Source organism: Bradyrhizobium sp. USDA 4369 (assembly GCF_054056435.1).
Genome location: NZ_JBSRYH010000001.1, coordinates 7,104,269 through 7,125,103, shown reverse-complemented (window position 1 = coordinate 7,125,103; position 20,835 = coordinate 7,104,269). Strand labels below are relative to the sequence as shown.

Genomic DNA, 20,835 nt, shown 5'->3' with positions numbered 1-20,835 from the left:
CCGTCAGGAGCGGGCCGGCGTCCCGCTTGTAACATTCATTATACGGCCGAGCAGCCCAAAGAAAAACGCATCACCGGGATAGCCGCGGATCCGTCCGATTTCGCGGCCCTGATCGACCACCACGAAGGTCGGGGTGAACGCGCCCGGATCGATGCCGGCGAGATCCGCCGGCATCGGCTGGCTGAGGTCGACCCGCCGCAGCGGCAATGCGCGCCCTTCATCCGTCTTGGCATAGATCGGTACGATCTCGGCATTGAACCGGGCGCACCAGCCGCAGCCCGCGCGTTCGAACATCACGAGCTCGGAGGCGGCGGCCGGCAACGAGAGACAGAGGCCCGCCGCCACCGCCGATGCGAGCTTTGCGATTTTGAGCGTCATGCCGCAATCCTCTTGCTGGACTTGCGGTCCAATCTATCATTGAATTCGAATATGTACTAGTGCTCCGTTTCCGAAGCTCGCGTCGTCAAGGCGGGCGGCATGGGGCAGGGGTGTCCAGCCCGGGAGGATTGATGGATCTCGACGTCACGCTGGGCGCCGCGCTGGCCGCGGGGCTGCTGTCCTTCCTGTCGCCGTGCATCCTGCCGCTGGTGCCGCCGTTCCTGTGCTACATGGCCGGGGTGTCGGCGGCCGAGACCGTCACCGAGGCCGCACCGGTGCCGCGGCGGCGCACGGTCTTGACGGCGCTCTGCTTCGTCGTCGGCTTTTCGTTTGTCTTCGTCGGTCTCGGCGCCACCGCCTCGGTGTTCGGCCGATTCATCGCCGGCCATCTCAGCCAACTCGGCATCGTCGCCGGCCTCGTCATCATCACGATGGGCCTGCATTTCCTCGGGCTGCTCAGGATTCCGCTGCTGTACCGCAGCGCGACCATCGATGTCGGCCGCAAGCCGGCCGGACTGCTCGGCGCTTTCGTGATGGGGCTGGCCTTCGCCTTCGGCTGGACGCCATGCGCGGGGCCGATTCTGGCCGCCGTGCTGATGATGGCCGGCGCGGAGGCGACGGTCGGGAAGGGCATTCTGCTGCTCGCGGCCTATTCGCTCGGCACCGGCATCCCGTTCCTGATCGCCGCCGCCTTCATGAGCCAGTTCATGACCCTGCTGAAGGGCATCAAGCCGCATCTGCCGCTGGTCGAGAAGACCATGGGCGGCTTTCTGGTGCTGACCGGCACGGCCTTTCTTACCGGCGTGGTCCCGCGGATGTCGGAATGGATCTTCGAGCGCTTTCCCTCGCTGGCCACGATCGGCTGATCAGCCGAAGCGGAAGTCCAGCAGATTGACGAAAGATTGCAGCTCGATCTCATAGCGATGCACAAGACCGGCATCGCCCGCGCGCGCGGCGCCGCCGATCTCGCCCGCGCTTGCTGTGGCGCCGTCGATCAGGCGGCGGAATTCGGCTTGGCTCGCAACGTCCGGCGGCGCCAGGACGTTGCAGCGCTGCAGACGCTCGCGTAGCGCGGTGCCGGCCTGCTCGACCTCGCCGGGATCTCCCTTGTCCGCCGTGAACCGTATCGCGGCATTGCGCAACTCGTTCATGGCAGGCGACAGGTCGAACACGCAATCGCTGAGCTCGACGACGCCGGCCTCGCGTCTGAAGGCGTGAAGCGACTGGCGCAATGCGGCAATGGCCGCCGCAGCGCGGGCTCCGTCACCAGCGGCCAGCTCTTCGTCCGCCAGCTTCAGGCGATCGTGTCCAGTGGCGATCAGAGCGGCGAAGGATTGGGCCGAAGAGGGCGCATTGGAGCGCTCGGCGAGCCGGCTGAGCCTGGCCCAGGCGGTCCTGGCGTCGTCGAGCTCGAGCTGCGCCAAGCCCACATTGCCGGTGCGCCCATAGCTCGCGGCTGTGCGCAGGCTGGCCATCGCAGCGTGCATGAAGGCCGCAATATCCGCGTTCTCTTCGGTGTGCCCGCGGACGCCATGCGTGAGGCATGACAGCACGAGCGACAGCAGGATGGCGCGGCGCAGCATCGAATGTCCTTTTTCACATTCTGTTATTCGAATATTATGTATCGAGATTCCGTGGACTTGGCAAAGCGCGCGAGCAGGCTGATGACGACGAACCGGACGATGACGCGCCGCGATCTGGTTGCGCTGCTGCCCGCAGCGGCCGCGTTCGGCGCCATGCAATCGTCGGCGCGGGCCGACGCGGTGCTCGGCGACGACGGGCTCTATCACCAATCCTGGTTCCTCAACAGCTTCCTGGATCTGCGCGAGGACCTCGAGAGCGCCGCCTCCGAGGGCAAGCGGCTTGCGGTGATGTGGGAGCTGCGCGGTTGCCCCTATTGCCGCGAGACCCATCTGGTGAACTTTGCCGATCAAGGGATCACGGACTACATCCGCGCCAATTTCGAAGTCCTGCAGCTCAACCTGCTCGGCGCGCGCAAGGTGATCGATTTCGACGGCAAGGAACTGACCGAGAAGGAGCTTGCCGAGCGCTACGCGATCCGATTCACGCCGACGTTCCAGTTCTTTCCGCCGTCGGTCGACGGCGTTGCAGCCAAGGAGCCGCTTGCCCGCGAGGTGGCGCGCGCGCCGGGCTATCTCAAGCCGGCGCATTTCCTCGCAATGTTCCGCTTCGTGCGCGACAAGGCCTATGAGCGTGGCACGTTCCGGGACTATCTCGCGTCGACCAAGGGATGAGTGCGCTGCCGCATCGAATTCGGTTGACACCAGTCACATTATCAAATCATTATTTGTGAATATGACGGACCGTAAGTCCGTTGCATCAGCAGGCGAGGGGAAGCCTCGTCGGTCAGGGTGGAAACATGCGCCGTTTGATTCCGGCCGCCTTGCTCTCCGTGTTGCTGTCGGCAACCGCGCGAGGTGACGAGCCGATCAGGCTCGACATCGTCGACTATGCGATTCCAAAATCCCTGACGGGCGCGCCCGGCAATGCCGAGGCCGGCAAGAAGGTGTTTTTGACGCGGACGCTGGGCAACTGCCTTGCCTGTCATCAGGTCTCGGCGCTGAAGTCGGAAGAGTTTCACGGCGAGTTCGGTCCGTCGCTGGATGGCGTCGCGACCCGCTACAACACGGCGCAGCTGCGCCTGATCGTTGCCGATCCCAAGCGCATCTTCACCGATACGGTGATGCCCGCCTTCTACAAGAACGACGGACTCAATCGGGTCAGGCCGGAGTTCGTCGGCAAGCCCGTTCTCACCGCCGCGCAGGTCGAGGACGTCGTCGCCTTTCTCGAAACCTTGAAATAACCGCCTCTGGAGGATGATGCATGGGCGCAATCAACAGACGACAGGCGTTCCTTCTCGGCGGCGGTTTCGTCGCTTTGACGGTGCTGCCGATGGCCGCCAACGCCGAGCCGGGCAACGACGCGGCCGACTTGATCAAGAAGTTCACCGGCGGCAAGGAAGCCGCCAAGGGCAAGATCACGCTCGATCTGCCTGAGATCGCCGAGAACGGCAACACCGTGCCGCTCGCGCTCACGGTCGACAGCCCGATGACGTCGGACAACTACGTCAAGGAAGTGCTGTTTGTCGCCGACGGCAATCCGAACGCCGGCGTCGCGACGCTGATGTTCACGCCGATGTCCGGCAAGGCCGAGGCGTCGATCAGGATCCGTCTGGCGCAGACCCAGAACGTGATCGCGGTCGCGAAGATGAGCGACGGCTCGCTGTTCACGGAGCGCAAGACGGTCAAGGTCACCATCGGCGGCTGCGGCGGCTGAGGCAGGAGAGAGAACATGGCAGACAAGCCGCGGATCAAGCTTCCGAAGGAAGCCAAGAAGGGCGAGATCATCCAGATCAAGACGCTGGTCTCGCATCTGATGGAATCGGGCCAGCGCAAGGATGCGCAGGGCAAGCCGATCCCACGCAAGATCATCAACAAGTTCACCTGCGAGTTCAACGGCAAGCCGGTGTTCTCCTGCGCGCTTGAGCCGGCGATCTCGGCGAACCCATACATACAGTTCGACGCCAGGATCGATGAGGAGGGCACCTTCAAGTTCGCCTGGACCGATGACGACGGCTCGGTCGTGACGGCCGAGGAAAAGATCGCGTTGAAGGCTTGATCGCAGCGTGTGATCGCTACGGAGAGTGACGGATGTCCATTCGCTACGGTTCTCTCGCTGTCCTGGCCACGGCCGCGCTGACCTTCTCGGCCATCGCGGTGTTCGGCCAGGAGGCGGAACGGAAGGGCATTCCGGCGCCTCCCGGTCACGTCTTCAAGACCATCATTTCGGGCTATCAGTTCCGCACGAAGGAAACCCGCGCGCTGCAGGACGACGACCTGGAGAATCCGGGGTTTTCTCGCCGTGGAGCGGGCGGCCGATGTCTGGAAGACGGTTGACGGCGGCGAAGGCAAGTCGTGCATGAGCTGCCACGGCGAGGCGGAAACGGCCATGAAGGGCGTCGGCGCGGCCATGCCGAAATGGAGCGACAAGCTCAACAAGCCCGTCAATCTCGAGCAACAGATCAACATCTGCCGCACCGAGCATATGAAGGCGGAGCCCTGGGCGTTCAAGTCCAAGGAGCTGACGGACATGACGACCTTCGTGCGCTTCCAGTCGCGCGGCCTGCCGGTGTCGGTGAAGACCGATGGCCCGATGTCGCCGTGGTTCGAGAAGGGCAAGGAGATCTATTACACGCGCGTCGGCCAGCTCGATCTCGCCTGCGCCTCCTGCCATGAGAAGAACAACGGCAAGTTCATGCGCGCGGACTTTCTCAGCCAGGGCCAGACCAACGGTTTTCCGACCTACCGGCTGCGCGATCAGCGCCTGATCCCGCTGCACGAACGCTTCGAGGGCTGCATGTTCGACGTGCGCGGCGTGCCCTACAAGCCGCTATCGGATGAGTTCCTCGCGCTCGAGCTCTACGTCGCCTGGCGCGGCATCGGTCTGCCCGTCGAGACACCGTCGGTCCGCAACTAGTCGCGGACACAAGGAAGACACATCATGATATCGCGTCGCGAATTCGTTCAGGTCGCATTGGCGGCGGCTGCCTTGACGGGCGGCACGTCCCGCGCCTTGGCCCAGCAGAAGCTGACCGAGAAGGAGCTGCTGGCGTTCGATCCGGTCGGCAACGTCACCTTGGTGCACGTCACCGACATCCACGGCCAGCTGATGCCGCTGTATTTCCGCGAGCCGTCGACCAATCTCGGCGTCGGCGACGCCAAGGGCCAGCCGCCGCATGTCACCGGCAAGGATTTCCTCACTCGCTTCGGCATCGCGCCGGGATCGTCGTCGGCCTATGCGCTGACCTCGGAGGATTTCGAGGCGCTGGCCAAGACCTATGGGCGGATCGGCGGGCTCGACCGCGCGGCCACCGTCATCAAGGCGATCCGCGCCGAGCGCGGCGACAAGGTCGTGCTGCTCGATGGCGGCGACACGTGGCAGGGATCATGGTCGTCGTTGAAGACCCGCGGCCAGGACATGATCGACTGCATGTCGCTGCTGAAGCCCGATGCGATGACCGGGCATTGGGAATTCACCTACGGCACCGAGCGCGTCAGGCAGGCGGTGGATGCGCTCGGCTTCCCGTTCCTCGGCCTCAACATCCGTGACACCGAGTGGAACGAGCCGGCGTTCGAGGCCTCGACAATGATCGAGCGCGGCGGCGTCAAGATCGCGGTGCTCGGCCAGGCCTTCCCGTATACGCCGGTTGCCAATCCGCGCTGGATGATTCCGAACTGGTCGTTCGGCGTGCGCGAGGAGGATGTCCAGACTCAGGTCGACAAGGCGCGCAGGGACGGCGCTGGCCTCGTGGTACTGCTGTCTCACAACGGCTTCGACGTCGACCGCAAGCTGGCGAGCCGCGTCAAGGGTCTCGACGTCATTCTCACGGGCCACACCCATGATGCGCTGCCCGAAGCGATCAAGGTCGGTAAGACGCTGCTGATCGCATCGGGATCCTCCGGCAAGTTCGTGTCGCGGCTCGATCTCGACGTCAAGGATGGCTCCGTCAAGGCCTATCGCTACAAACTGATCCCGCTGTTCTCCGACGTGATCACGCCGGATGCCGCGATGACCGCCAAGATCGCCGAGGTCCGCAGGCCGTTTGCCGCGGAGCTCGCCCGGCCGTTGGGCCGCACCGAGACGCTGCTGTATCGCCGCGGCAATTTCAACGGCACGTTCGACGATCTGATCTGCCAGGCGCTGCTGCAGGAGCGCGATGCTGAGATTGCGCTGTCGCCGGGCTTCCGCTGGGGCACCAGCGTCATGCCGGGCCAGGACATCACCTTCGAGGACGTCACCAACGCCACCGCGATTACCTATCCCGCGGTCTATCGTATGGGCATGACCGGCACGCGCCTCAAGGAGATCATCGAGGACGTCGCCGACAATTTGTTCAATGTCGATCCGTACTACCAGCAGGGCGGCGACATGGTCCGCATCGGCGGCATGTCCTATGCGATCGACGTCAACAAGCCGCAAGGGCAGCGCATCTCCGACATGCGCCTGATCAAGACCGGCGCCGCGATCGATCCGTCGCGTGAGTACCAGGTCGCCGGCTGGGCGAGCGTCAACGAGGGTACGCAGGGGCCGCCGATCTGGGAGGTCGTGTCGAGCTATCTGCAGCGCCAGAAAACCGTGCGTCTCGAGCCCAACCGGGCCGTCAAAGTCTCCGGAGTGTGACGACGATGTCCAAGGACAAATCACTTCCCTCAGTCCCGCGCGCGTCGCGCCGCGGCTTCCTGACCGCCGCCGGTGGCCTCGCGGCCACCGCGCTGGCTTCGCCGGCCCGAGCCGGCGCCGGCAATCCCGCCAACCAGCCGCCGAACGTGCCGGAATGGACGCGCACCCTCGGCGAGGGCGTGGCCGTGCGCCCCTACGGCAAGCCTTCCAAGTTCGAGAAGGACGTCATCCGGCGCGACGTCGAATGGCTGACGGCCTCGCGGGAATCCTCGGTCAGCTTTACGCCGCTGCATGAGCTCGAAGGCATCATCACGCCGAACGGGTTGTGCTTCGAGCGTCATCACGGCGGCGTGGCCGATATCGATCCGGCCGATCATCGGCTGATGATCCATGGCCTGGTCGAGCGGCCGCTGCTGCTTTCGCTCGACGAACTCAAGCGCTTTCCGCGCGCCAACCGCATCCATTTCATGGAATGTGCCGCCAATTCCGGCATGGAGTGGCGCGGCGCCCAGCTCAATGGCTGCCAGTTCACGCATGGCATGATCCACTGCGTGCAGTACACCGGCGTCTCGCTGCGCACGCTGCTGGAAGAGGCCGGCGTCAAGACCAATGGCAAATGGCTGCTGGTGGAGGGCGCCGATTCCGCCGCGATGGATCGCAGCCTGCCGATCGAGAAGGCGCTCGACGACTGCATCATCGCCTACAAAATGAATGGCGAGGCGCTGTATCCCGAGCAGGGCTATCCGATGCGCCTCGTCGTGCCCGGCTGGCAGGGCAATCTCTGGGTCAAGTGGCTTCGTCGCATCGAGGTCGGCGACCAGCCCTGGCACACCCGCGAGGAGACGTCGAAGTACACGGATCTGCTGCCGAATGGCAAGGCGCGGCGCTTCACCTGGGCCATGGATGCGAAGTCGGTGATCACGAGCCCGAGCCCGCAGGCGCCGATCAAGCATGGCAAGGGGTTCACGATCGTGTCGGGATTGGCATGGTCGGGCAGCGGCAAGGTCAAGCGCGTCGACGTGTCGCTCGATGGTGGCCGCAACTGGTGGCCGGCGCGGCTTGACGGCCCGGTGCTCGATAAGGCGCTGACCCGCTTCTACTACGAGTTCGACTGGAACGGGGAGCCGCTGCTGCTGCAGTCGCGGGTGCAGGACGAGACCGGCTATGTGCAGCCGTCCAAGGCCGAGCTGCGCAAGGTGCGCGGCTACAACTCCATCTATCACAACAATGGCATCCAGACCTGGCACGTGCAGGCAAATGGTGAGGTCGAGAATGTCGAGGTCGCCTAAGCTGATCATTGCCGCCGCGGCGCTGGCAACGCTTGCTGGCTCGGTGGCGTTCGCCGGCGGCCCGGGCGAGAAGACCGAGGCCAAAACCGAGGCCAAGCCGCCGCAGCGCTTCAACATTGGCCGCGCGCCGAGCGCCGAGGAGATCCGCGGCTGGGACATCGACGTGCGTCCGGACGGGCAGGGCCTGCCGGTCGGCAAGGGCACCGTCGCCCAGGGCGAGAAGCTGTTCATGGACAATTGCGCCAGCTGTCATGGCGAGTTCGGCGAAGGCGCCGGTCGCTGGCCGGTGCTCGCCGGCGGCAAGGGCTCGCTGACATCAGACAATCCGGTCAAGACGGTCGGCTCCTACTGGCCCTACGCCTCGACGCTGTTCGACTACGTCCGCCACGCGATGCCGTTCGGCAGCCCGCAGTCGCTGAAGGTCGACGAGTACTACGCGCTGGTCGCCTATGTGCTCTATCTGAACGACGTGATCACCGATCAGAACTTCGAGCTGAGCAACAGCAATCTCGCCACGATCAAGATGCCGAACGAGGGCGGGTTCATCATGGACGACCGGAGTACGAGCGAGAAGGCGTTCTGGCAGAAGGATCCGTGCATGAAGAACTGCATCGCGCCGGTCAAGATCACCGGACGCGCGACCGCTGTCGACGTCACGCCGGAAGACAAGGACGGCAAGCCGCGAGGCGTCGAGTGAGGATTGCCGGATGCAGCCGCCGCCAGATGCTGTTGGCGGCCGCATCCGTCGCCCTGGCCGGAAGCGGGGCAGCGTCCATCGCCACTGCAGCCGAGCCGCACAGGCTCGCGCTGCAGATCAGCGACGAGGATCCGGCCAAGATGCGCGCGGTGCTCGACGTCGCCGCGAATGTCTCTCGCCACTATTCGGGCGAGGGCGCGGAAGTCGAGATCGTGATCGTCGCTTTCAATGGCGGCCTCGACATGCTGCTGGCCGACCGCTCGCCGGTGAAGGAGCGGGTGCTCGGCTTCGCCAAGTCGATGCCCAATGTGAGCTTCGTCGCCTGCGGCAATACCTTGGAGACGCTTGCGAGCAAGGAAGGGCGGCAGCCGCCACTGCTCGACGGCGTCACGGTGGTCAAGACCGGGGTCGCGACCCTGCTGGAGCTGTCGGAGAAGAACTGGACGATCGTGCGTCCGTGAAGGAATTTGCGATGCGGTTGTGGCTCGCTCTTGTTGTCTCGTTCATTGCGTCGTCGGTCGCATTCGCGGCCGAGGAGCCGCGCGAGGTCACGATCGGCGGGCGTACGGCGCTCGGCACGCTCCGGCTGCCGGCGCGGTCGGGGCCCGATGTGCCGCTGGTGCTGATGACGCACGGCACGCTCGCGCACAAGGACATGGAGACCATCCAGGGCCTGTCCAAGGCGTTGGCCGAGCGGGGCATCGCCTCGCTCGCGCACAATCTCGTGCTCGGTCTCGATCGCCGCACCGGCATGTACGATTGCGCCAAGCCCCATGACTATGTGCCTGACGATGCGATCGTGGAGATCGCGGCCTGGCTGAGCGAAGCGCGCAAGACGTCGTCGCGCATCTTCGTGCTCGGGCATTCGCGCGGCGCCAATCAGGTCGCCCGCTATCTGGTCGCCGATCCCAACAAAGCCGCGATCGAGGGTGTGATTCTGCTGGCGCCGGCGACGGCGGGCATCGAGACCGGCTTGAGGACCGCCTACGCGGAGACCTATGGTCAACCGCTGGCGCCGCTGCTCGACAAGGCTGAGGCTGCGATCGCCGCCGGGCGCGCCGGTGACTGGATGTCGGTGCCGGGCTTCATCTATTGCCGCGATGCCAAGGTGACGGCGCGCGCGTTCGCCGCATTCTATCGCGCCGACCGGCGCCAGGATACCGCGGCGCTGATCGCCGATCTGAGCCTGCCGGTTCTGGTGCTTGCGGCAGCGCAAGACAAGACGGTGCCGGACGTGGCAGCGTCCTTCGCGCCGCTGGCGTCAAGCGCCGGCAGCCGTGTCCGGCTGGAGACGATCGACGACGCAGATCACTTCTTTCGCGATCTCGCCGCCGAGGATGCCGCTGATCGCATCGCAGGATTCATTGCAGCCGCGCGTTAGGAGTCACCATGAAACGTCGATCTTTGATGCAAGCCGGTCTTGCCAGTCTGTTCGGAATCTTCGGCGTCGGCAGCGCACGCGCGGCGACGGAGTCTCCGCGCCAGCGCGTCGCCTATCATCTTTCCGATCAGGACCGCGCCCTGTTCGTTCTCGGAAACCTCCAGAACCACCTCGACGGCACCGGAGGACCTGGACGGGCCGACATTCGCCTGGTCATCCACGGTCCGGGCTTACGGGCCTTTCATGCGATTTCGGCCGACCAGACCATCTCGGCTCTGGCCGAGCGCCTCATGAAGGCAGGCGGTTGGCTTCGACGCCTGTGCCAACACCATGAAGGCGCAGGGCGTAAAGCTCGACGATCTCCTGCCGGGCTTCGCCGTGGCGGAGAAGGGCGGCGTGGTGCGCCTTACCGAGTTGCAGCAGAGCGGATATGCCTATCTGCGCCCGTGACGACCGCATACGTCCTTGCCAACGCCGACCGTCGCGTTGTGCGGCAGACTTGAACGACGAGAGCGCCCGTGCTCACCGCATTGATCGATCGTCTGGGTGAGGAGCCGGTGCTGCTGCTGTGCGGGCTCGCGGTCGGCGGTGCCTTCGGCTTCTTCGCCCAGCGCAGCCGCTTCTGTCTGCGGGCCGCGACGATCGAGTTCGCGCGCGGACAGGGCGGGCCGCGCCTCGCCGTCTGGCTCCTGACCTTTGCCTCGGCGCTGCTCGGCACCCAGGCGCTGGTGGCGATGGGCCAGCTCGACGTTTCGGAAGCGCGCCAGCTGGCGCAGCAGGGCAGCATCTCCGGCGCGATGATCGGCGGCCTCATGTTCGGCTGCGGCATGATCCTGGCGCGCGGCTGCGCCAGCCGGCTGCTGGTGCTTTCGGCTAATGGCAATCTGCGCGCGCTGCTGTCCGGACTGATCTTCGCGGTGACCGCGCAATCCGCCTATCACGGCCTGCTCGCGCCGCTGCGCGAGTGGCTCACCAATCTCTGGCTCGTCGACGGCGGACCGTCGCGCGACATCATGAGCGTATTCGGCGGCGGCACGCCGGAGAAGCTCGGCTTCGGCATGCTATGGTTCCTGGCCGGGCTCGCCGCGGTGTCGAAATTCCAGGTCGGAGGCCGGATCCTCCGTTCGGCGGTGGCTGCCGGGGCAGCGGTCGCAGCCGGCTGGTTCCTGACCTATCAGCTCGGCCAGGCCTCGTTTGCGCCGGTGCCGCTGAAGAGCCTGACGTTCAGCGGGCCTTCGGCGGAGCTCTTGATGCAGGTGCTCTCCAACACGCAACTCAAGCCAGGCTTCGATCTTGGCATCATTCCGGGCGTCTTCATCGGCTCGTTCGTCGCGGCCGTGCTGGCGCGCGAGCTGAATCTGGAAGGCTTTTCGGACGGGCGCGGCATGCGTCGCTATCTGATCGGCGCCGTCCTGATGGGCTTCGGCGCAATGCTCGCCGGCGGCTGCGCCGTCGGCGCCGGTGTGACCGGGGCGTCGGTGTTCGCGCTGACAGCATGGATTGTGCTCGGCGGCATGTGGCTCGGCGCAGCCGCCACCGATTTCGTCGTGGACCGTTGGCTGTTCGCCGCCAAGCCGATGCACGACGCTGCACTGCCGAGCGCCACGATACCCTCATAATTAATATTCACAAGTACGAATGTACGTATATAATCGTCGTTGTCAGCGCGGCTGCGCCGCGCGCGAGCAGGAGGATTGGCGTCATGACGATGATGACCGAAATCGTGGTCGGAGATGTACGGAAGGCGAGACGGATCGACTGGTCGCCCTATCTGGTCGGTGCCGGCATCGGCATTCTCAGCTGGGTGGCCTTTGCCGGGTTCGGCGATCCGCTTGGCGTCACCACCGCGTTTTCGCGCGTCGCTTCGCTGTTCGCGGTCCCGGTGATCGGATCCGACGCCGTCGCCGCCAACAGCTACTGGAAGTCGATGCCGCTGAAATGGGACTATGGCGTCTGGTTCCTGGTCGGCATTCCGCTCGGCGCGTTCCTGTCGGCGATCATCTCGGGCACCTGGCGTCTCGAACTGGTGCCGGAGGTCTGGAAGGAGCGCTTCGGCCCTTCCGTGTTCAAGCGCTTCGTCGCCGCGTTTCTCGGCGGCATCGTCATCATGTACGGCGCGCGTCTCGCAGGCGGCTGCACCAGCGGACACGGCATCTCCGGCGGGCTGCAGCTCGCGCTGTCCAGCTGGCTGTTCCTCGCGGTGATGTTCGCGACCGGCCTGTTGGTGTCGCGCCTGATGTTCCGCAAAGCCTGAGAGGAGAAGGTCATGACTTCAGTGATGAGCATTGCCGGCCCGCTCCTGATGGGCGCCGTGTTCGGCTTTCTGCTGCAGCAGGGCAAGGTGACGAGCTGCAACGTCATCGAGAACCAGTTCCGGCTGCGTGACTTCACCGTCTTGAAGGTGATGGGGACCGCGATCGTGGTCGGCGGCATCGGCGTGCTGCTGCTGGTCGATACCGGCAACACTAAATACTACGTCAAGGACGCCAACATGCTGGCCGTCGCGCTCGGTGCAGGGCTATTCGGCATCGGCATGGTCGTCTACGGCTACTGCCCGGGCACCGCGCTCGGCGCCATCGCCAGCGGCAGCGTCCACGCGGCCGTCGGGGCCTTCGGCATGATCGTCGGCGCCATCCTCTATGCGTTGAGCTTCGACTGGGTGAAGGCCCACATTCTCAACGTCTGGGCGCTCGGCAAGGTACGTCTGCCGGACATCACCGGCGTACCCGATGTTATCTGGTTCGCCGCTTTGGCGATCGGCGCGGGTGCTTTCTTCCTCTGGGTCGAATCGTCCGAGGCCAAGGCGCGGCGCGCGCTGGCCGGCTGACCGGCGCGGACGATGCATCATCAACAGTAAGAGGCGTCTCCAATGCTAGCAGGATTGTTCAACAGGCTGACGGGATCGGTCAGCGTGCCAGCCATCGCGCATGACGAGCTGGTCCGGGCGCATCAACAGCGCAGCTGCGTGATCGTCGATGTGCGCGAGGCGCACGAGTTCAACGGCGGCCATATTCCGGGCGCCGTCAATCACCCTCTGTCGCGCTTCGATCCCGGCGGTCTCATCCACGACAAGCCGGTGGTTCTGATCTGCCAGGCCGGCGGCCGCTCGGCGAAGGCGCTTCGGCAGGCGCTAGCGGCGGGACGACAGAACGTCCGTCACTACGCCGGAGGCATGAGCGGCTGGTGCGCACACGGCGGTCCGGTGGCCTGAGCCGCCGGTCCGCGCCCGGCGCGAAGAGTCGCGTCCGCGCACGATACCGGCGACGTTACCGCCTGCTATTTGGTCGCCGCGGCGCGGGCATCCGCAATGGCCTGCTTGAAGGCCTGGGCGTTCGGCGCCCCGGGGACGCGGAAATGGCCGATGATGAAGGCCGGCGTGCCCTGAAAGCCGAGGCCGGTGGCCTGCTCGTGGTTGCGCGCAAGCACCGCATCAATCTCGGTCCGCTTGGCTGCGAGATCGGCCTTGGCGCGAGCGAGGTCGATCCCGGCGGCCGAAAGCGCCACATCGACCTTGGCCTCGGACAGCTTCTCCTTGAGCGAGATCAGCGCCTGATGCGCCTCGGCGAACTTGTCCTGATATCTGGCGGCCAAGGTGAGGCGGGCCGCGTAGATCGAGACGCCGCCGAAGATCGGCCAGTCCTTGAAGACCAGCCGGACGTGACCGTCGTCGCGCACCACCTTGGCGAGGTCGGGGCTGATCTTGCGACAATACGGACATTGGTAGTCGAAATACTCGACGATCGTGATGTCGCCATCGGCATTGCCAATGGCGGGAATCGCGGGATCATGCAGGATGCGCGCTTCGCTGAGGATGTCGGTGTCGCCGTCTTCGGCGCGGGCCTGCAGCGGAAGCATTGCAGCTGTCAGCAGCAGCAACATCGCAAAGGATGAGCCAAGGCTTGTTCTGGTCATGTCTTGTTGTTCTCCGGGTGAGGTGGGTTGGATGCGGTGTGGATCGCGTCGAGCACGATCTGGGGAGTCAGCAGCTCGGGAAGCACGATGCCGGCTGGCGCGCCTGGGCCGAACACGACGTTGAACGGCAGGCCGTAGCGGCCGAAGGACCTGAGATAGGCCGCGATCGTATCGCTGGGCGAGGTCCAGTCCGCGCGGATGGCGACCACGCCGGAGGCGAGGCGGCGGCGCACGGCTACGCTGTCGAGCACGAGCTTCTCATTGACCTTGCAGGTGACGCACCAGCTCGCGCCGATGTCGACGAATACGGTGTGCCCGGCGCGGACCTGCGCTGCGATCTCGGCCGGCACCAGCGGCTGCCAGGCAATCCTGGTCGATGGTGTCGTCGCTGCCGGCTGCGGCACATGGGTGGCGGCCGTCAGCGCCAGCGCGATCGTGATGGCGAGGCCGGCTCCGGCCATCGCCCGCCGGAGCGGAAAGCGGCGCGCGGTCATGATCAGGATGGCAACGAGCAGCGCGGCGGCGAGCATGATGGCGGGCATCGGCCCGCTGATATCCGAGAGCACGGTCAGCAGCCATGCCACGGTCGCGGCCATCGCAATCGCTGCGACGGTGCGCAGCTTCAGCATCCAACGCCCCGGCCGCGGGACGAGCGTGGCAAAGCGGGGTGCTGCGGCGAGGCAGAGATAGGGCGCCGCCATCCCGACGCCGAGCCCGGTGAACACGAGCAGGATCTGAGGCGCAGCCTGCGACAACGCGAACGCTATGGCCGTACCGACGAACGGAGCCGAGCACGGCGTCGCCAGCAGCGTCATGACGAAGCCGTTCACGAGATGGCTCGCGAGCGTCCGATCGCCGGTGGCCGCTCCGAGCCAGCTTGCGATCCGCCAGGGCAGGTTGATCTCGAACAGGCCGAGCAGATTGGCGCCGAAGGCGGCGAGCACGATGATCATCGCGACGAGAAAGACAGGCTGCTGGAACTGCAGGCCCCAGCCGACTTGCGCGCCCGCTGCCTTCATGGCCGAGAGGACGACGGCGAGGGTCACGAACGATGCGATGATGCCGGCCGCCGTCGCCAGGAATGCCGATCGCGGCGAAGCCGACCGATCCGGCGCATGATCGACCAGCGACACCAGCTTCAGGGACAGCACCGGAAACACGCACGGCATGAAGTTGAGGATGAAGCCGCCGAGCAGGGCGATGCCGAGAATGCTCCAGATCGATGCGGCCGGGTGGGGCGTTGCCGTCGCCTGATCGGCCGCGGGTGCAGTTCCGGCTACGCTCATGGGGAGCGTCGCTTCAATGGATCGGTCGCCGTCGACCAGCGTGACCCGAAGCCGGTCGATCAGTCCGGCCTGATCGAGACCCAGCACCGGCACGGTGAGACGCACGCCGCCGTCGGACCTGCGGGTTACCCGCACGCGGCCTCCGGAGATTGCGTCATGGCCATCTATGAAGACGTCCGGTGCGGCTAGCGGCGGTGAGGCCTGCACGTCGAGCAGCAGTTGCGGCTTGGCTTGGCGATCCAGCCGCAGTTCCGTGATGGATAGGCTTGGCGCTGTCGCGCGCGGGACGAGATGCCGCCATGCGTCGATCTGTGCCTGATCGTTCGGCTGGCGTGTCGATGCGGGGATGTCGGCCGCGAGCTGCACCTCCTGCTGGGTACAGATGACCGAGCACACAAATAAAACGGCCTTGAGCGCAAGATGCGCGGGAGCCGTCTTGTCCTGCAGCCGGACCCGCAAGGGGAACAGCACATGTTCGTCATAACCGAACGTGTCGATGTCCTGCTCGGTGAAGCGGCGCGGCGCCGGCCATTCGATGGTGACGTCCGCGACGTTGCGGGAGCCGGACCAGTCGAAGTCAGGCGGTGCACCGGCATCGCCGGCCGATCGCCAGTACGTATGCCAGCCGGTTCCAAGCCTGACGTCCAGACCCGCCCAGGCCTCGGTCGAACCGCCACCGGTTCGCGCGACCTCGCCGATTAGCAGGCGTGTGTCGACCTCCGCCTTGTGCGGCGGGCCGGCGGCTGCGGCCATCATTGGTATCAGATGCAACACTCCGAGCAGAAGGGCACCGAGACCGAGACGACGAATGGACATGAAGAACTCCCTCGCGTTGATCGCGCACGGCCTGGCAAGCCCGCGCTGCGCCGCATCCGGCGTTGGGCGAGCCAGCTCACAGGTTCCGGAGATGATCCGGTCGACATGCGATCGATATATTCGTCCGCCGATGTCGCAGCGTTACGTTGCGCGCGACAAGGAGCGAGCTGGCAGCCAGCGAGCGGTCAGCCTAGGACAGCCGACAGGGAGGGCGGTAGGGTGAGGACGCGTGACACTGCGTCGACAGCGCAACATCGTGCGGCCGCCATGTCAGTGTCCTAGCGGCCGCGATCGGCTGCGCGGTCAGGTGTTCGCCCGGCGGAATCGCCGTGACACCGGCTCCGGCGAACGGGCAGGTGTTGATGGCGCCTGGAAGCACGGCCTTCGTGCAGGGCTTCGGCATGTCCGCTTGTGTGTCAGACCAATGCCTTGCGGCGTCAGCGCGACCAGCCGTTGCGGCTGCAGCCGGCTCGAATGCGCCCAGAAGAGGAGCCAGACCCATGACGATCGCAATCAGCGCCGCGGCCAGGCGGCGCATCATCGCATGCAGCATGAGAACGGGGCGTCGCATCGGGACCATCTGCTCCGATCGGAACTGGTCGCGCAAACCGGCCGTGTCTGGCAACTGACATCTTCGTGACGCGGCAGGGCGGCAGCGCATGGTGGCTCGACTCCTCATTCGTTGTCAGAGCACGTTGATCGGCACCTTCAGGAAGACCTTTCCGCTCGTGTCCGCAGGCGGGAAATGGCCGGCGCGGATGTTGACCTGCAGCGAGGGAATGATCAGGCGGGGGCATGCCCAGCGTCCTGTCGCGGGCTTCGCGGAGCGCGACGAACGCGCCCTCGGTCATGCCGTCCCGCACATGGATGTTGTGCACCCGTTCCTCGCTCACGGTCGTCTCCCAGCGCACGGTCCGGCCGTTCGGTCCGTAGTCGTGACACATGAACAGCCGGGTCTCGCGCGGCAGGGTTTCAAGGATGGTCCGGATCGAGCGAAACAGCGTGCGCGCATTGCCGCCCGGGAAGTCCGCGCGTGCGGTGCCGCCATCGGGCATGAACAGGGTATCACCAACGAAGCCTGCATCCCCCATGACATGGGTGGTGCAGGCGGGCGTGTGCCCCGGCGTGTGCATGACGAACGCCGTCATCTGGCCGATCGTGTAGGTCTCGCCATCCTTGAACAGCCTATCGAACTGACTGCCGTCGCGGCGAAACTCGGTGCCTTCGTTGAACACCTTGCCGAAGGTCTCCTGGACAGTCAGGATATGCTCGCCGATGCCGATCCTGCCGCCGATCCTGCCCTGGATGTAGGGCGCGGCGGACAAGTGATCGGCGTGGGCGTGCGTCTCGATCAGCCATTCCGGCTGCAGACCGTTCAGCGTCACATAGTCGATCAGCATGTCGGCCGACCGCGTGCCGATGCGGCCCGCCGCGTAATCGATGTCAAGGACGGGGTCGACGATCGCGCAGGCGGCGGACGACGGATCCTTGACGACGTAGCTGATGGTGCTGGTTTCCGGATCGAAGAAGCCCGCCACCTTGGGCTGCACGCGCAGATCGATGGGATAGGACATGGCTGCTGCTCCAGGAGGAAGCGCGTCGGGCGGCGCCGTCGCCCGATATCGTTGTCGTCCGGTCGAGCTAAGACGCCGCGCCGGGCTTGGTTCCGCAGGTGTTGATGCCGAGCATCGCGTAGGGCGGGCACCAGCCGATCAGCGCCGTGCCGAGCGGGATCAGGCCGAGCAGGCCCCACAGCGTTTGCGGGCCGATGATGGTCAGGCTCAGGATCGCCAGTCCCACGACGATCCGGATCAGACGATCGATCTTGCCAATGTTCTGTGTCATCTCGCGCTCCCCTTTGGCTTGTGCCGGAAAATCCATAGAACGCTGCGTTGGGGCGGTCTGTAACTAAGTCACCGAGCGGGCGGCCTTCTAGCCATGTCGGGCAAGCTGCGCGAGGGCCGATCCGTCGATGATCTCGACCGTGCCGCGATTCACTCGCAGCCAGCCCCGCCGTGCGAATTCGCTGAGTTGCCGGCTGATGACCTCGCGCGCACTGCCGAGTTCGTTGGCGAGATCCTGGTGCGTTGCCGCGATGTGCTGCCTCGATCCGGCAAGTTCGAGAAGCTTCTGGGCCAGCCGCGCGTCGATCCGCTGGAACGCGACCTCTTCGATGAGGCGGAAGAGGTTGGTGACGCGGCGGCTGAACGCGGTGAAGACGAACTGGCGGAATTCGCGCGAGCTGGCGATCAGCCGGTCGAACAGCGCGCGGGGCATTGCGACCGCACGGATCCGCGTCTCCGCGATTCCCTCGGCCTGATAGTCTTCGTAACCCAGCAGGCACGCGGTGGTCAGCGCGCAGCTCTCGCCAGCCTGGACGCGATAGAGCACGATCTCGCGGCCGGATTCCGAGGTCTGTTGCACGCGAATGGTGCCATCCAGCAGCAGCAGGAAGGAGTCCGGCGCCTGACCGGGTCCGAAGATGCGGCTGCCCTCGGGCAGCTCAACGATCAGGCTGGTGTCGCGCAGCTGAACGAAGAGCTCCTTCGGCAGCTGTCGGAGCAGCGGAAACGCGTGGGTCCAATCCTGTGTGCTATCAATTTGCATCGTCGGATACGGCCATCATCGGTGCGTTGCCTAAAGCGCGATGAGATCAGGATGAATCGTCATCGCGCTTTAGGTTGTTGTTTGCGCATGATCTTTCCGGAAAACCGCTGCGCACTTTTCCGGATCATGCTTTAACGGAGAAATGACCAACAACTCCCTGGTGAGCTCCCGAAACCTTCCCCGTGAAGATCGATATCGCGAGCGCCGTCCTCGCCGGTTGAGCTATGTCAATGGATGGTCGGCTGAAACGGCGAGGGTAAGCGCAGGTCAGGCACCAGCCGGGCCGGGTCGATGATGCCGAGCTTCGCCAGCACAAGGCGGTGCTTTCGCCCGCAACTTGCTCGACGCCACTACGCTGCCTGCTCGGCCTCCGCCGGACTTTCGTCGACGCGCTTCCTGTTGATGAGATTCAGCAGCCGCGCTGCCGCCCGAGCATCGCATAGAGCGCGATGATGATCGTCGAGCGCAATGCCGTAGATCGCACACAATTTTCCCAGCCCGTAGGATTTATGCCCGGGATAGCGCCGCCGCATTCCGACGCAGGTGCACAATTTCGGGAAACGGAAGCGCCGTTCGAGCCGTTCATACTCGTACGATAAAAACCCGTAATCGAAGTTTACATTGTGGGCGACGAAGATTCCGTCGCCCATGAACGCCATGAAACTGTCGGCGATGTCGTGGAACAAGGGGGCATCCCGGACCATCTGGTTGGTGATGCCGGTCAGCTCGACGATCTTCGCCGGGATCGGCCGCTGTGGATTGATCAGCGAGTGCCACTCCTCGACGATTTGATGGTTGCGGACCTTCACCGCCCCGATTTCGGTGATCCGATCACCAGACGACCAGGAGCCTGTGGTCTCGATGTCCACGACCACGTAGTCCTGCTCCGGGTCGAACCGGTAATCCACACGACCGATCTCAGCACGGATGCCGGCGTGTTCCAGCTGGCGTAGCCGGATCAATTGATTGCGGCGGATGGCGTCGCCTTCGGCCTTGACCTCGACGAAAGACACTTTGCCGTCGCGCACATGCATCAGGTCGGGGAAGCCGTCCCGCATGCCGCGGAAATCCTCGCACATCGCCCGCACAATGGCTGCCAGGCCGTCCGCATTGGCGCATGCGAGCAGGGCACGCAACGCACCCATCTGTACGTGGTCCCAGGCAAAGAGTCCGTTCGGTCGTCCCCATTTGGAAGCGATGGTGCGCAGAACAATCGGAAGCGCATCTCCAGCTCTGACCTGCGCGAGCTTGCTGTCGATCTGCGGGGCGAACCGGCGATGGAAGGTCCGGTCGCGCAGGCAATGCGGGATCCAATCGAAACCACTGCTGAGCTGGCCGGACTCGAAGAGCTCATCCCAGAACAACAATCCGAACAGCGTGAGCCAGAGCGTATTCTCCGCAAAATAGACTTCGCCGCCCTGACGTCTCAGCACGCCGGCGACGCCTGCTTCCGGATGACCGCGATGTGTGTCGTCGACGACTATTTGGCGCCCCGAGCGCAGCAACTCGGTACACAGGCCTGTCCGCCGCCCGCCGAACTTCCGAGCGTAGAAGTCCGTTGCGAAGAGATGCTCGTCGTCAGTTTCGGGATCGTCGATCATGTCCCGCAGCAGAGCTTCAGCGGCGTCCTTGTCGCCTTTGGCGTACAGCAACCGGACAAGGCGCTCGCGGCAGTCGGCCGACCGGCCGAAACGATAAAGCCGTTCGGCGAGACCTGTATCGCCGTGCTTCTCGAAAAACTGTCCGACCTGACACGCGGCGCGGGCCGCAAGGTCGGCGGCGTAATCGGTTGTCCGCGGCGGACCGTCCAGGATCTCCGCGACCGCCCGTTGGTCGATGTCGGCGGATTGCAGCTCGATGCGGTCCAGCACCTGGCTGTAATGAAAGCACGCACGTGCTTCGTCGGCGTCGGCGAAGCGAGAGCTGAACGACGTCTCCTTGTTGGTGCGGAGGACGCCGAGATCGCGCAGCGCGAAGTTCTTGAGACTATCGGCGGTCTTGCCGAAATAGAGATACAGCAGAAATTCGATCGACCGTGTGTTGTCGAGCGCTATGAAGCTTCCGGCGCCGCAATACTTCGCGGCAAGATCGAAGGGGATTGCTGCGACGAAGAAGTCGGCCAGCGCCGTTTTCGACCAGGACGTGCGGACCTCGCGGCCAAATCCGGCCGCACGGGCACCGTCGAGGAGCGCCGTCTTGGGCAGGCTGAGCACGAAGGCTGAGTAATCTTCGGCGCGAAGATCGCGCGCCTGGCCACAGCCGATCAAG

Annotated in this window: 22 protein-coding genes and 3 pseudogenes; 17 read left to right on the top strand and 8 right to left on the bottom strand. The window is 65.0% G+C overall.

Going from position 1 to position 20,835, the window contains the following annotated elements; all coding sequences use genetic code 11:
* Positions 1-3 precede the first annotated feature (3 nt).
* Positions 4-378, bottom strand: a complete 375-nt coding sequence (locus tag ACVIJ6_RS32330; RefSeq protein WP_456776023.1) for a thioredoxin — start codon at positions 376-378, stop codon at positions 4-6.
* Between the two features lie 131 nt (positions 379-509).
* Between ACVIJ6_RS32330 and ACVIJ6_RS32325 the strand changes: the two genes are divergently transcribed.
* Positions 510-1,244, top strand: coding sequence for a cytochrome c biogenesis CcdA family protein (locus ACVIJ6_RS32325; protein ID WP_456776022.1), 735 nt, complete (start codon positions 510-512; stop codon positions 1,242-1,244).
* Here the strand turns inward: ACVIJ6_RS32325 and ACVIJ6_RS32320 are convergent, their stop codons facing one another.
* Positions 1,245-1,961, bottom strand: coding sequence for a hypothetical protein (locus ACVIJ6_RS32320; RefSeq protein WP_456776021.1), 717 nt, complete (start codon positions 1,959-1,961; stop codon positions 1,245-1,247).
* Positions 1,962-2,084: 123 nt separating this feature from the next.
* Between ACVIJ6_RS32320 and ACVIJ6_RS32315 the strand changes: the two genes are divergently transcribed.
* From ACVIJ6_RS32315 to ACVIJ6_RS32245, 15 genes and pseudogenes are all read left to right on the top strand, one after another.
* Positions 2,085-2,633, top strand: a complete 549-nt coding sequence (locus tag ACVIJ6_RS32315; RefSeq protein ID WP_456777133.1) for a SoxW family protein — start codon at positions 2,085-2,087, stop codon at positions 2,631-2,633.
* 125 nt (positions 2,634-2,758) lie between these two features.
* Complete coding sequence (soxX, locus tag ACVIJ6_RS32310) at positions 2,759-3,202, top strand: sulfur oxidation c-type cytochrome SoxX (RefSeq protein WP_456776020.1); 444 nt, start codon at positions 2,759-2,761, stop codon at positions 3,200-3,202.
* 20 nt (positions 3,203-3,222) lie between these two features.
* A complete protein-coding gene (gene soxY / locus ACVIJ6_RS32305) occupies positions 3,223-3,675 on the top strand; it encodes a thiosulfate oxidation carrier protein SoxY (RefSeq protein WP_456776019.1) in 453 nt (150 codons plus the stop codon).
* Between the two features lie 15 nt (positions 3,676-3,690).
* Positions 3,691-4,017, top strand: coding sequence for a thiosulfate oxidation carrier complex protein SoxZ (gene soxZ / locus ACVIJ6_RS32300; protein ID WP_315718309.1), 327 nt, complete (start codon positions 3,691-3,693; stop codon positions 4,015-4,017).
* 32 nt (positions 4,018-4,049) lie between these two features.
* Positions 4,050-4,875, top strand: a pseudogene (soxA, locus tag ACVIJ6_RS32295) (sulfur oxidation c-type cytochrome SoxA).
* Positions 4,876-4,899: 24 nt separating this feature from the next.
* Positions 4,900-6,579, top strand: a complete 1,680-nt coding sequence (soxB, locus tag ACVIJ6_RS32290) for a thiosulfohydrolase SoxB (RefSeq protein WP_456776018.1) — start codon at positions 4,900-4,902, stop codon at positions 6,577-6,579.
* 5 nt (positions 6,580-6,584) lie between these two features.
* Positions 6,585-7,868: a sulfite dehydrogenase gene (gene soxC / locus ACVIJ6_RS32285; RefSeq protein WP_456776017.1), complete on the top strand. Its 1,284-nt coding sequence runs from the start codon at positions 6,585-6,587 to the stop codon at positions 7,866-7,868.
* Complete coding sequence (locus ACVIJ6_RS32280) at positions 7,852-8,565, top strand: c-type cytochrome (RefSeq protein WP_456776016.1); 714 nt, start codon at positions 7,852-7,854, stop codon at positions 8,563-8,565. Before soxC ends, ACVIJ6_RS32280 begins: the two co-directional genes overlap by 17 nt.
* A 26-nt stretch (positions 8,566-8,591) precedes the next feature.
* Positions 8,592-9,026, top strand: a complete 435-nt coding sequence (locus tag ACVIJ6_RS32275) for a DsrE family protein (protein ID WP_456777132.1) — start codon at positions 8,592-8,594, stop codon at positions 9,024-9,026.
* Between the two features lie 11 nt (positions 9,027-9,037).
* Positions 9,038-9,946 (top strand): alpha/beta hydrolase, encoded by a 909-nt coding sequence (locus tag ACVIJ6_RS32270; RefSeq protein ID WP_456776015.1) that lies wholly within the window; start codon positions 9,038-9,040, stop codon positions 9,944-9,946.
* Positions 9,947-9,954: 8 nt separating this feature from the next.
* A pseudogene (locus tag ACVIJ6_RS32265) lies at positions 9,955-10,396 on the top strand (DsrE family protein).
* A 68-nt stretch (positions 10,397-10,464) separates the two neighbouring features.
* Entirely contained in the window at positions 10,465-11,565 is a 1,101-nt protein-coding gene (locus ACVIJ6_RS32260; protein WP_456776014.1) for a YeeE/YedE family protein, read from the top strand.
* Positions 11,566-11,657: 92 nt separating this feature from the next.
* Positions 11,658-12,200, top strand: a complete 543-nt coding sequence (locus ACVIJ6_RS32255; RefSeq protein ID WP_456777131.1) for a YeeE/YedE thiosulfate transporter family protein — start codon at positions 11,658-11,660, stop codon at positions 12,198-12,200.
* 12 nt (positions 12,201-12,212) lie between these two features.
* Entirely contained in the window at positions 12,213-12,773 is a 561-nt protein-coding gene (locus ACVIJ6_RS32250) for a YeeE/YedE thiosulfate transporter family protein (RefSeq protein ID WP_456776013.1), read from the top strand.
* A gap of 42 nt (positions 12,774-12,815) precedes the next feature.
* Positions 12,816-13,157, top strand: coding sequence for a rhodanese-like domain-containing protein (locus tag ACVIJ6_RS32245; protein WP_456776012.1), 342 nt, complete (start codon positions 12,816-12,818; stop codon positions 13,155-13,157).
* A gap of 65 nt (positions 13,158-13,222) precedes the next feature.
* Here the strand turns inward: ACVIJ6_RS32245 and ACVIJ6_RS32240 are convergent, their stop codons facing one another.
* From ACVIJ6_RS32240 to ACVIJ6_RS32215, 6 genes and pseudogenes are all read right to left on the bottom strand, one after another.
* Positions 13,223-13,858, bottom strand: coding sequence for a DsbA family protein (locus ACVIJ6_RS32240; protein ID WP_456776011.1), 636 nt, complete (start codon positions 13,856-13,858; stop codon positions 13,223-13,225).
* Positions 13,855-15,960, bottom strand: coding sequence for a protein-disulfide reductase DsbD family protein (locus ACVIJ6_RS32235; protein ID WP_456776010.1), 2,106 nt, complete (start codon positions 15,958-15,960; stop codon positions 13,855-13,857). Before ACVIJ6_RS32235 ends, ACVIJ6_RS32240 begins: the two co-directional genes overlap by 4 nt.
* A 685-nt stretch (positions 15,961-16,645) precedes the next feature.
* Positions 16,646-17,534 (bottom strand): annotated as a pseudogene (locus ACVIJ6_RS32230) (MBL fold metallo-hydrolase).
* A gap of 67 nt (positions 17,535-17,601) precedes the next feature.
* Positions 17,602-17,805, bottom strand: coding sequence for a YgaP family membrane protein (locus ACVIJ6_RS32225; RefSeq protein ID WP_456776009.1), 204 nt, complete (start codon positions 17,803-17,805; stop codon positions 17,602-17,604).
* Between the two features lie 87 nt (positions 17,806-17,892).
* Positions 17,893-18,561 carry a Crp/Fnr family transcriptional regulator gene (locus ACVIJ6_RS32220; protein WP_456777130.1) on the bottom strand — a complete coding sequence of 223 codons (669 nt, stop codon included), beginning with the start codon at positions 18,559-18,561 and terminating at the stop codon, positions 17,893-17,895.
* A 356-nt stretch (positions 18,562-18,917) separates the two neighbouring features.
* Positions 18,918-20,168, bottom strand: coding sequence for an exonuclease domain-containing protein (locus ACVIJ6_RS32215; RefSeq protein ID WP_456777129.1), 1,251 nt, complete (start codon positions 20,166-20,168; stop codon positions 18,918-18,920).
* Here ACVIJ6_RS32215 and ACVIJ6_RS32210 point away from each other — a divergent pair.
* On the top strand, positions 20,136-20,789 hold the full coding sequence (locus ACVIJ6_RS32210) for a hypothetical protein (protein ID WP_456777187.1): 654 nt from the start codon (positions 20,136-20,138) through the stop codon (positions 20,787-20,789). The two genes, ACVIJ6_RS32215 and ACVIJ6_RS32210, sit on opposite strands and share 33 nt — an antisense overlap.
* The last annotated feature ends 46 nt before the right edge of the window (positions 20,790-20,835 follow it).

Excerpts from the sequence above, each read along its gene's own strand:
- ACVIJ6_RS32320 (WP_456776021.1), bottom strand. The coding sequence starts at position 1,961 with ATGCTGCGCCGCGCCATCCTGCTGTCGCTCGTGCTGTCATGCCTCACG.
- ACVIJ6_RS32270 (WP_456776015.1), top strand. The coding sequence starts at position 9,038 with ATGCGGTTGTGGCTCGCTCTTGTTGTCTCGTTCATTGCGTCGTCGGTC.
- ACVIJ6_RS32330 (WP_456776023.1), bottom strand. The coding sequence starts at position 378 with ATGACGCTCAAAATCGCAAAGCTCGCATCGGCGGTGGCGGCGGGCCTC.
- ACVIJ6_RS32245 (WP_456776012.1), top strand. The coding sequence starts at position 12,816 with ATGCTAGCAGGATTGTTCAACAGGCTGACGGGATCGGTCAGCGTGCCA.
- ACVIJ6_RS32210 (WP_456777187.1), top strand. The coding sequence starts at position 20,136 with ATGCTCGTCGTCAGTTTCGGGATCGTCGATCATGTCCCGCAGCAGAGC.
- soxC (WP_456776017.1), top strand. The coding sequence starts at position 6,585 with ATGTCCAAGGACAAATCACTTCCCTCAGTCCCGCGCGCGTCGCGCCGC.
- ACVIJ6_RS32325 (WP_456776022.1), top strand. The coding sequence starts at position 510 with ATGGATCTCGACGTCACGCTGGGCGCCGCGCTGGCCGCGGGGCTGCTG.
- ACVIJ6_RS32215 (WP_456777129.1), bottom strand. The coding sequence starts at position 20,168 with ATGATCGACGATCCCGAAACTGACGACGAGCATCTCTTCGCAACGGAC.
- ACVIJ6_RS32275 (WP_456777132.1), top strand. The coding sequence starts at position 8,592 with ATGCTGTTGGCGGCCGCATCCGTCGCCCTGGCCGGAAGCGGGGCAGCG.
- ACVIJ6_RS32225 (WP_456776009.1), bottom strand. The coding sequence starts at position 17,805 with ATGACACAGAACATTGGCAAGATCGATCGTCTGATCCGGATCGTCGTG.
- soxZ (WP_315718309.1), top strand. The coding sequence starts at position 3,691 with ATGGCAGACAAGCCGCGGATCAAGCTTCCGAAGGAAGCCAAGAAGGGC.
- ACVIJ6_RS32280 (WP_456776016.1), top strand. The coding sequence starts at position 7,852 with ATGTCGAGGTCGCCTAAGCTGATCATTGCCGCCGCGGCGCTGGCAACG.
- soxX (WP_456776020.1), top strand. The coding sequence starts at position 2,759 with ATGCGCCGTTTGATTCCGGCCGCCTTGCTCTCCGTGTTGCTGTCGGCA.
- soxY (WP_456776019.1), top strand. The coding sequence starts at position 3,223 with ATGGGCGCAATCAACAGACGACAGGCGTTCCTTCTCGGCGGCGGTTTC.
- ACVIJ6_RS32240 (WP_456776011.1), bottom strand. The coding sequence starts at position 13,858 with ATGACCAGAACAAGCCTTGGCTCATCCTTTGCGATGTTGCTGCTGCTG.
- ACVIJ6_RS32255 (WP_456777131.1), top strand. The coding sequence starts at position 11,658 with ATGACCGAAATCGTGGTCGGAGATGTACGGAAGGCGAGACGGATCGAC.
- ACVIJ6_RS32235 (WP_456776010.1), bottom strand. The coding sequence starts at position 15,960 with ATGTCCATTCGTCGTCTCGGTCTCGGTGCCCTTCTGCTCGGAGTGTTG.
- ACVIJ6_RS32250 (WP_456776013.1), top strand. The coding sequence starts at position 12,213 with ATGACTTCAGTGATGAGCATTGCCGGCCCGCTCCTGATGGGCGCCGTG.
- soxB (WP_456776018.1), top strand. The coding sequence starts at position 4,900 with ATGATATCGCGTCGCGAATTCGTTCAGGTCGCATTGGCGGCGGCTGCC.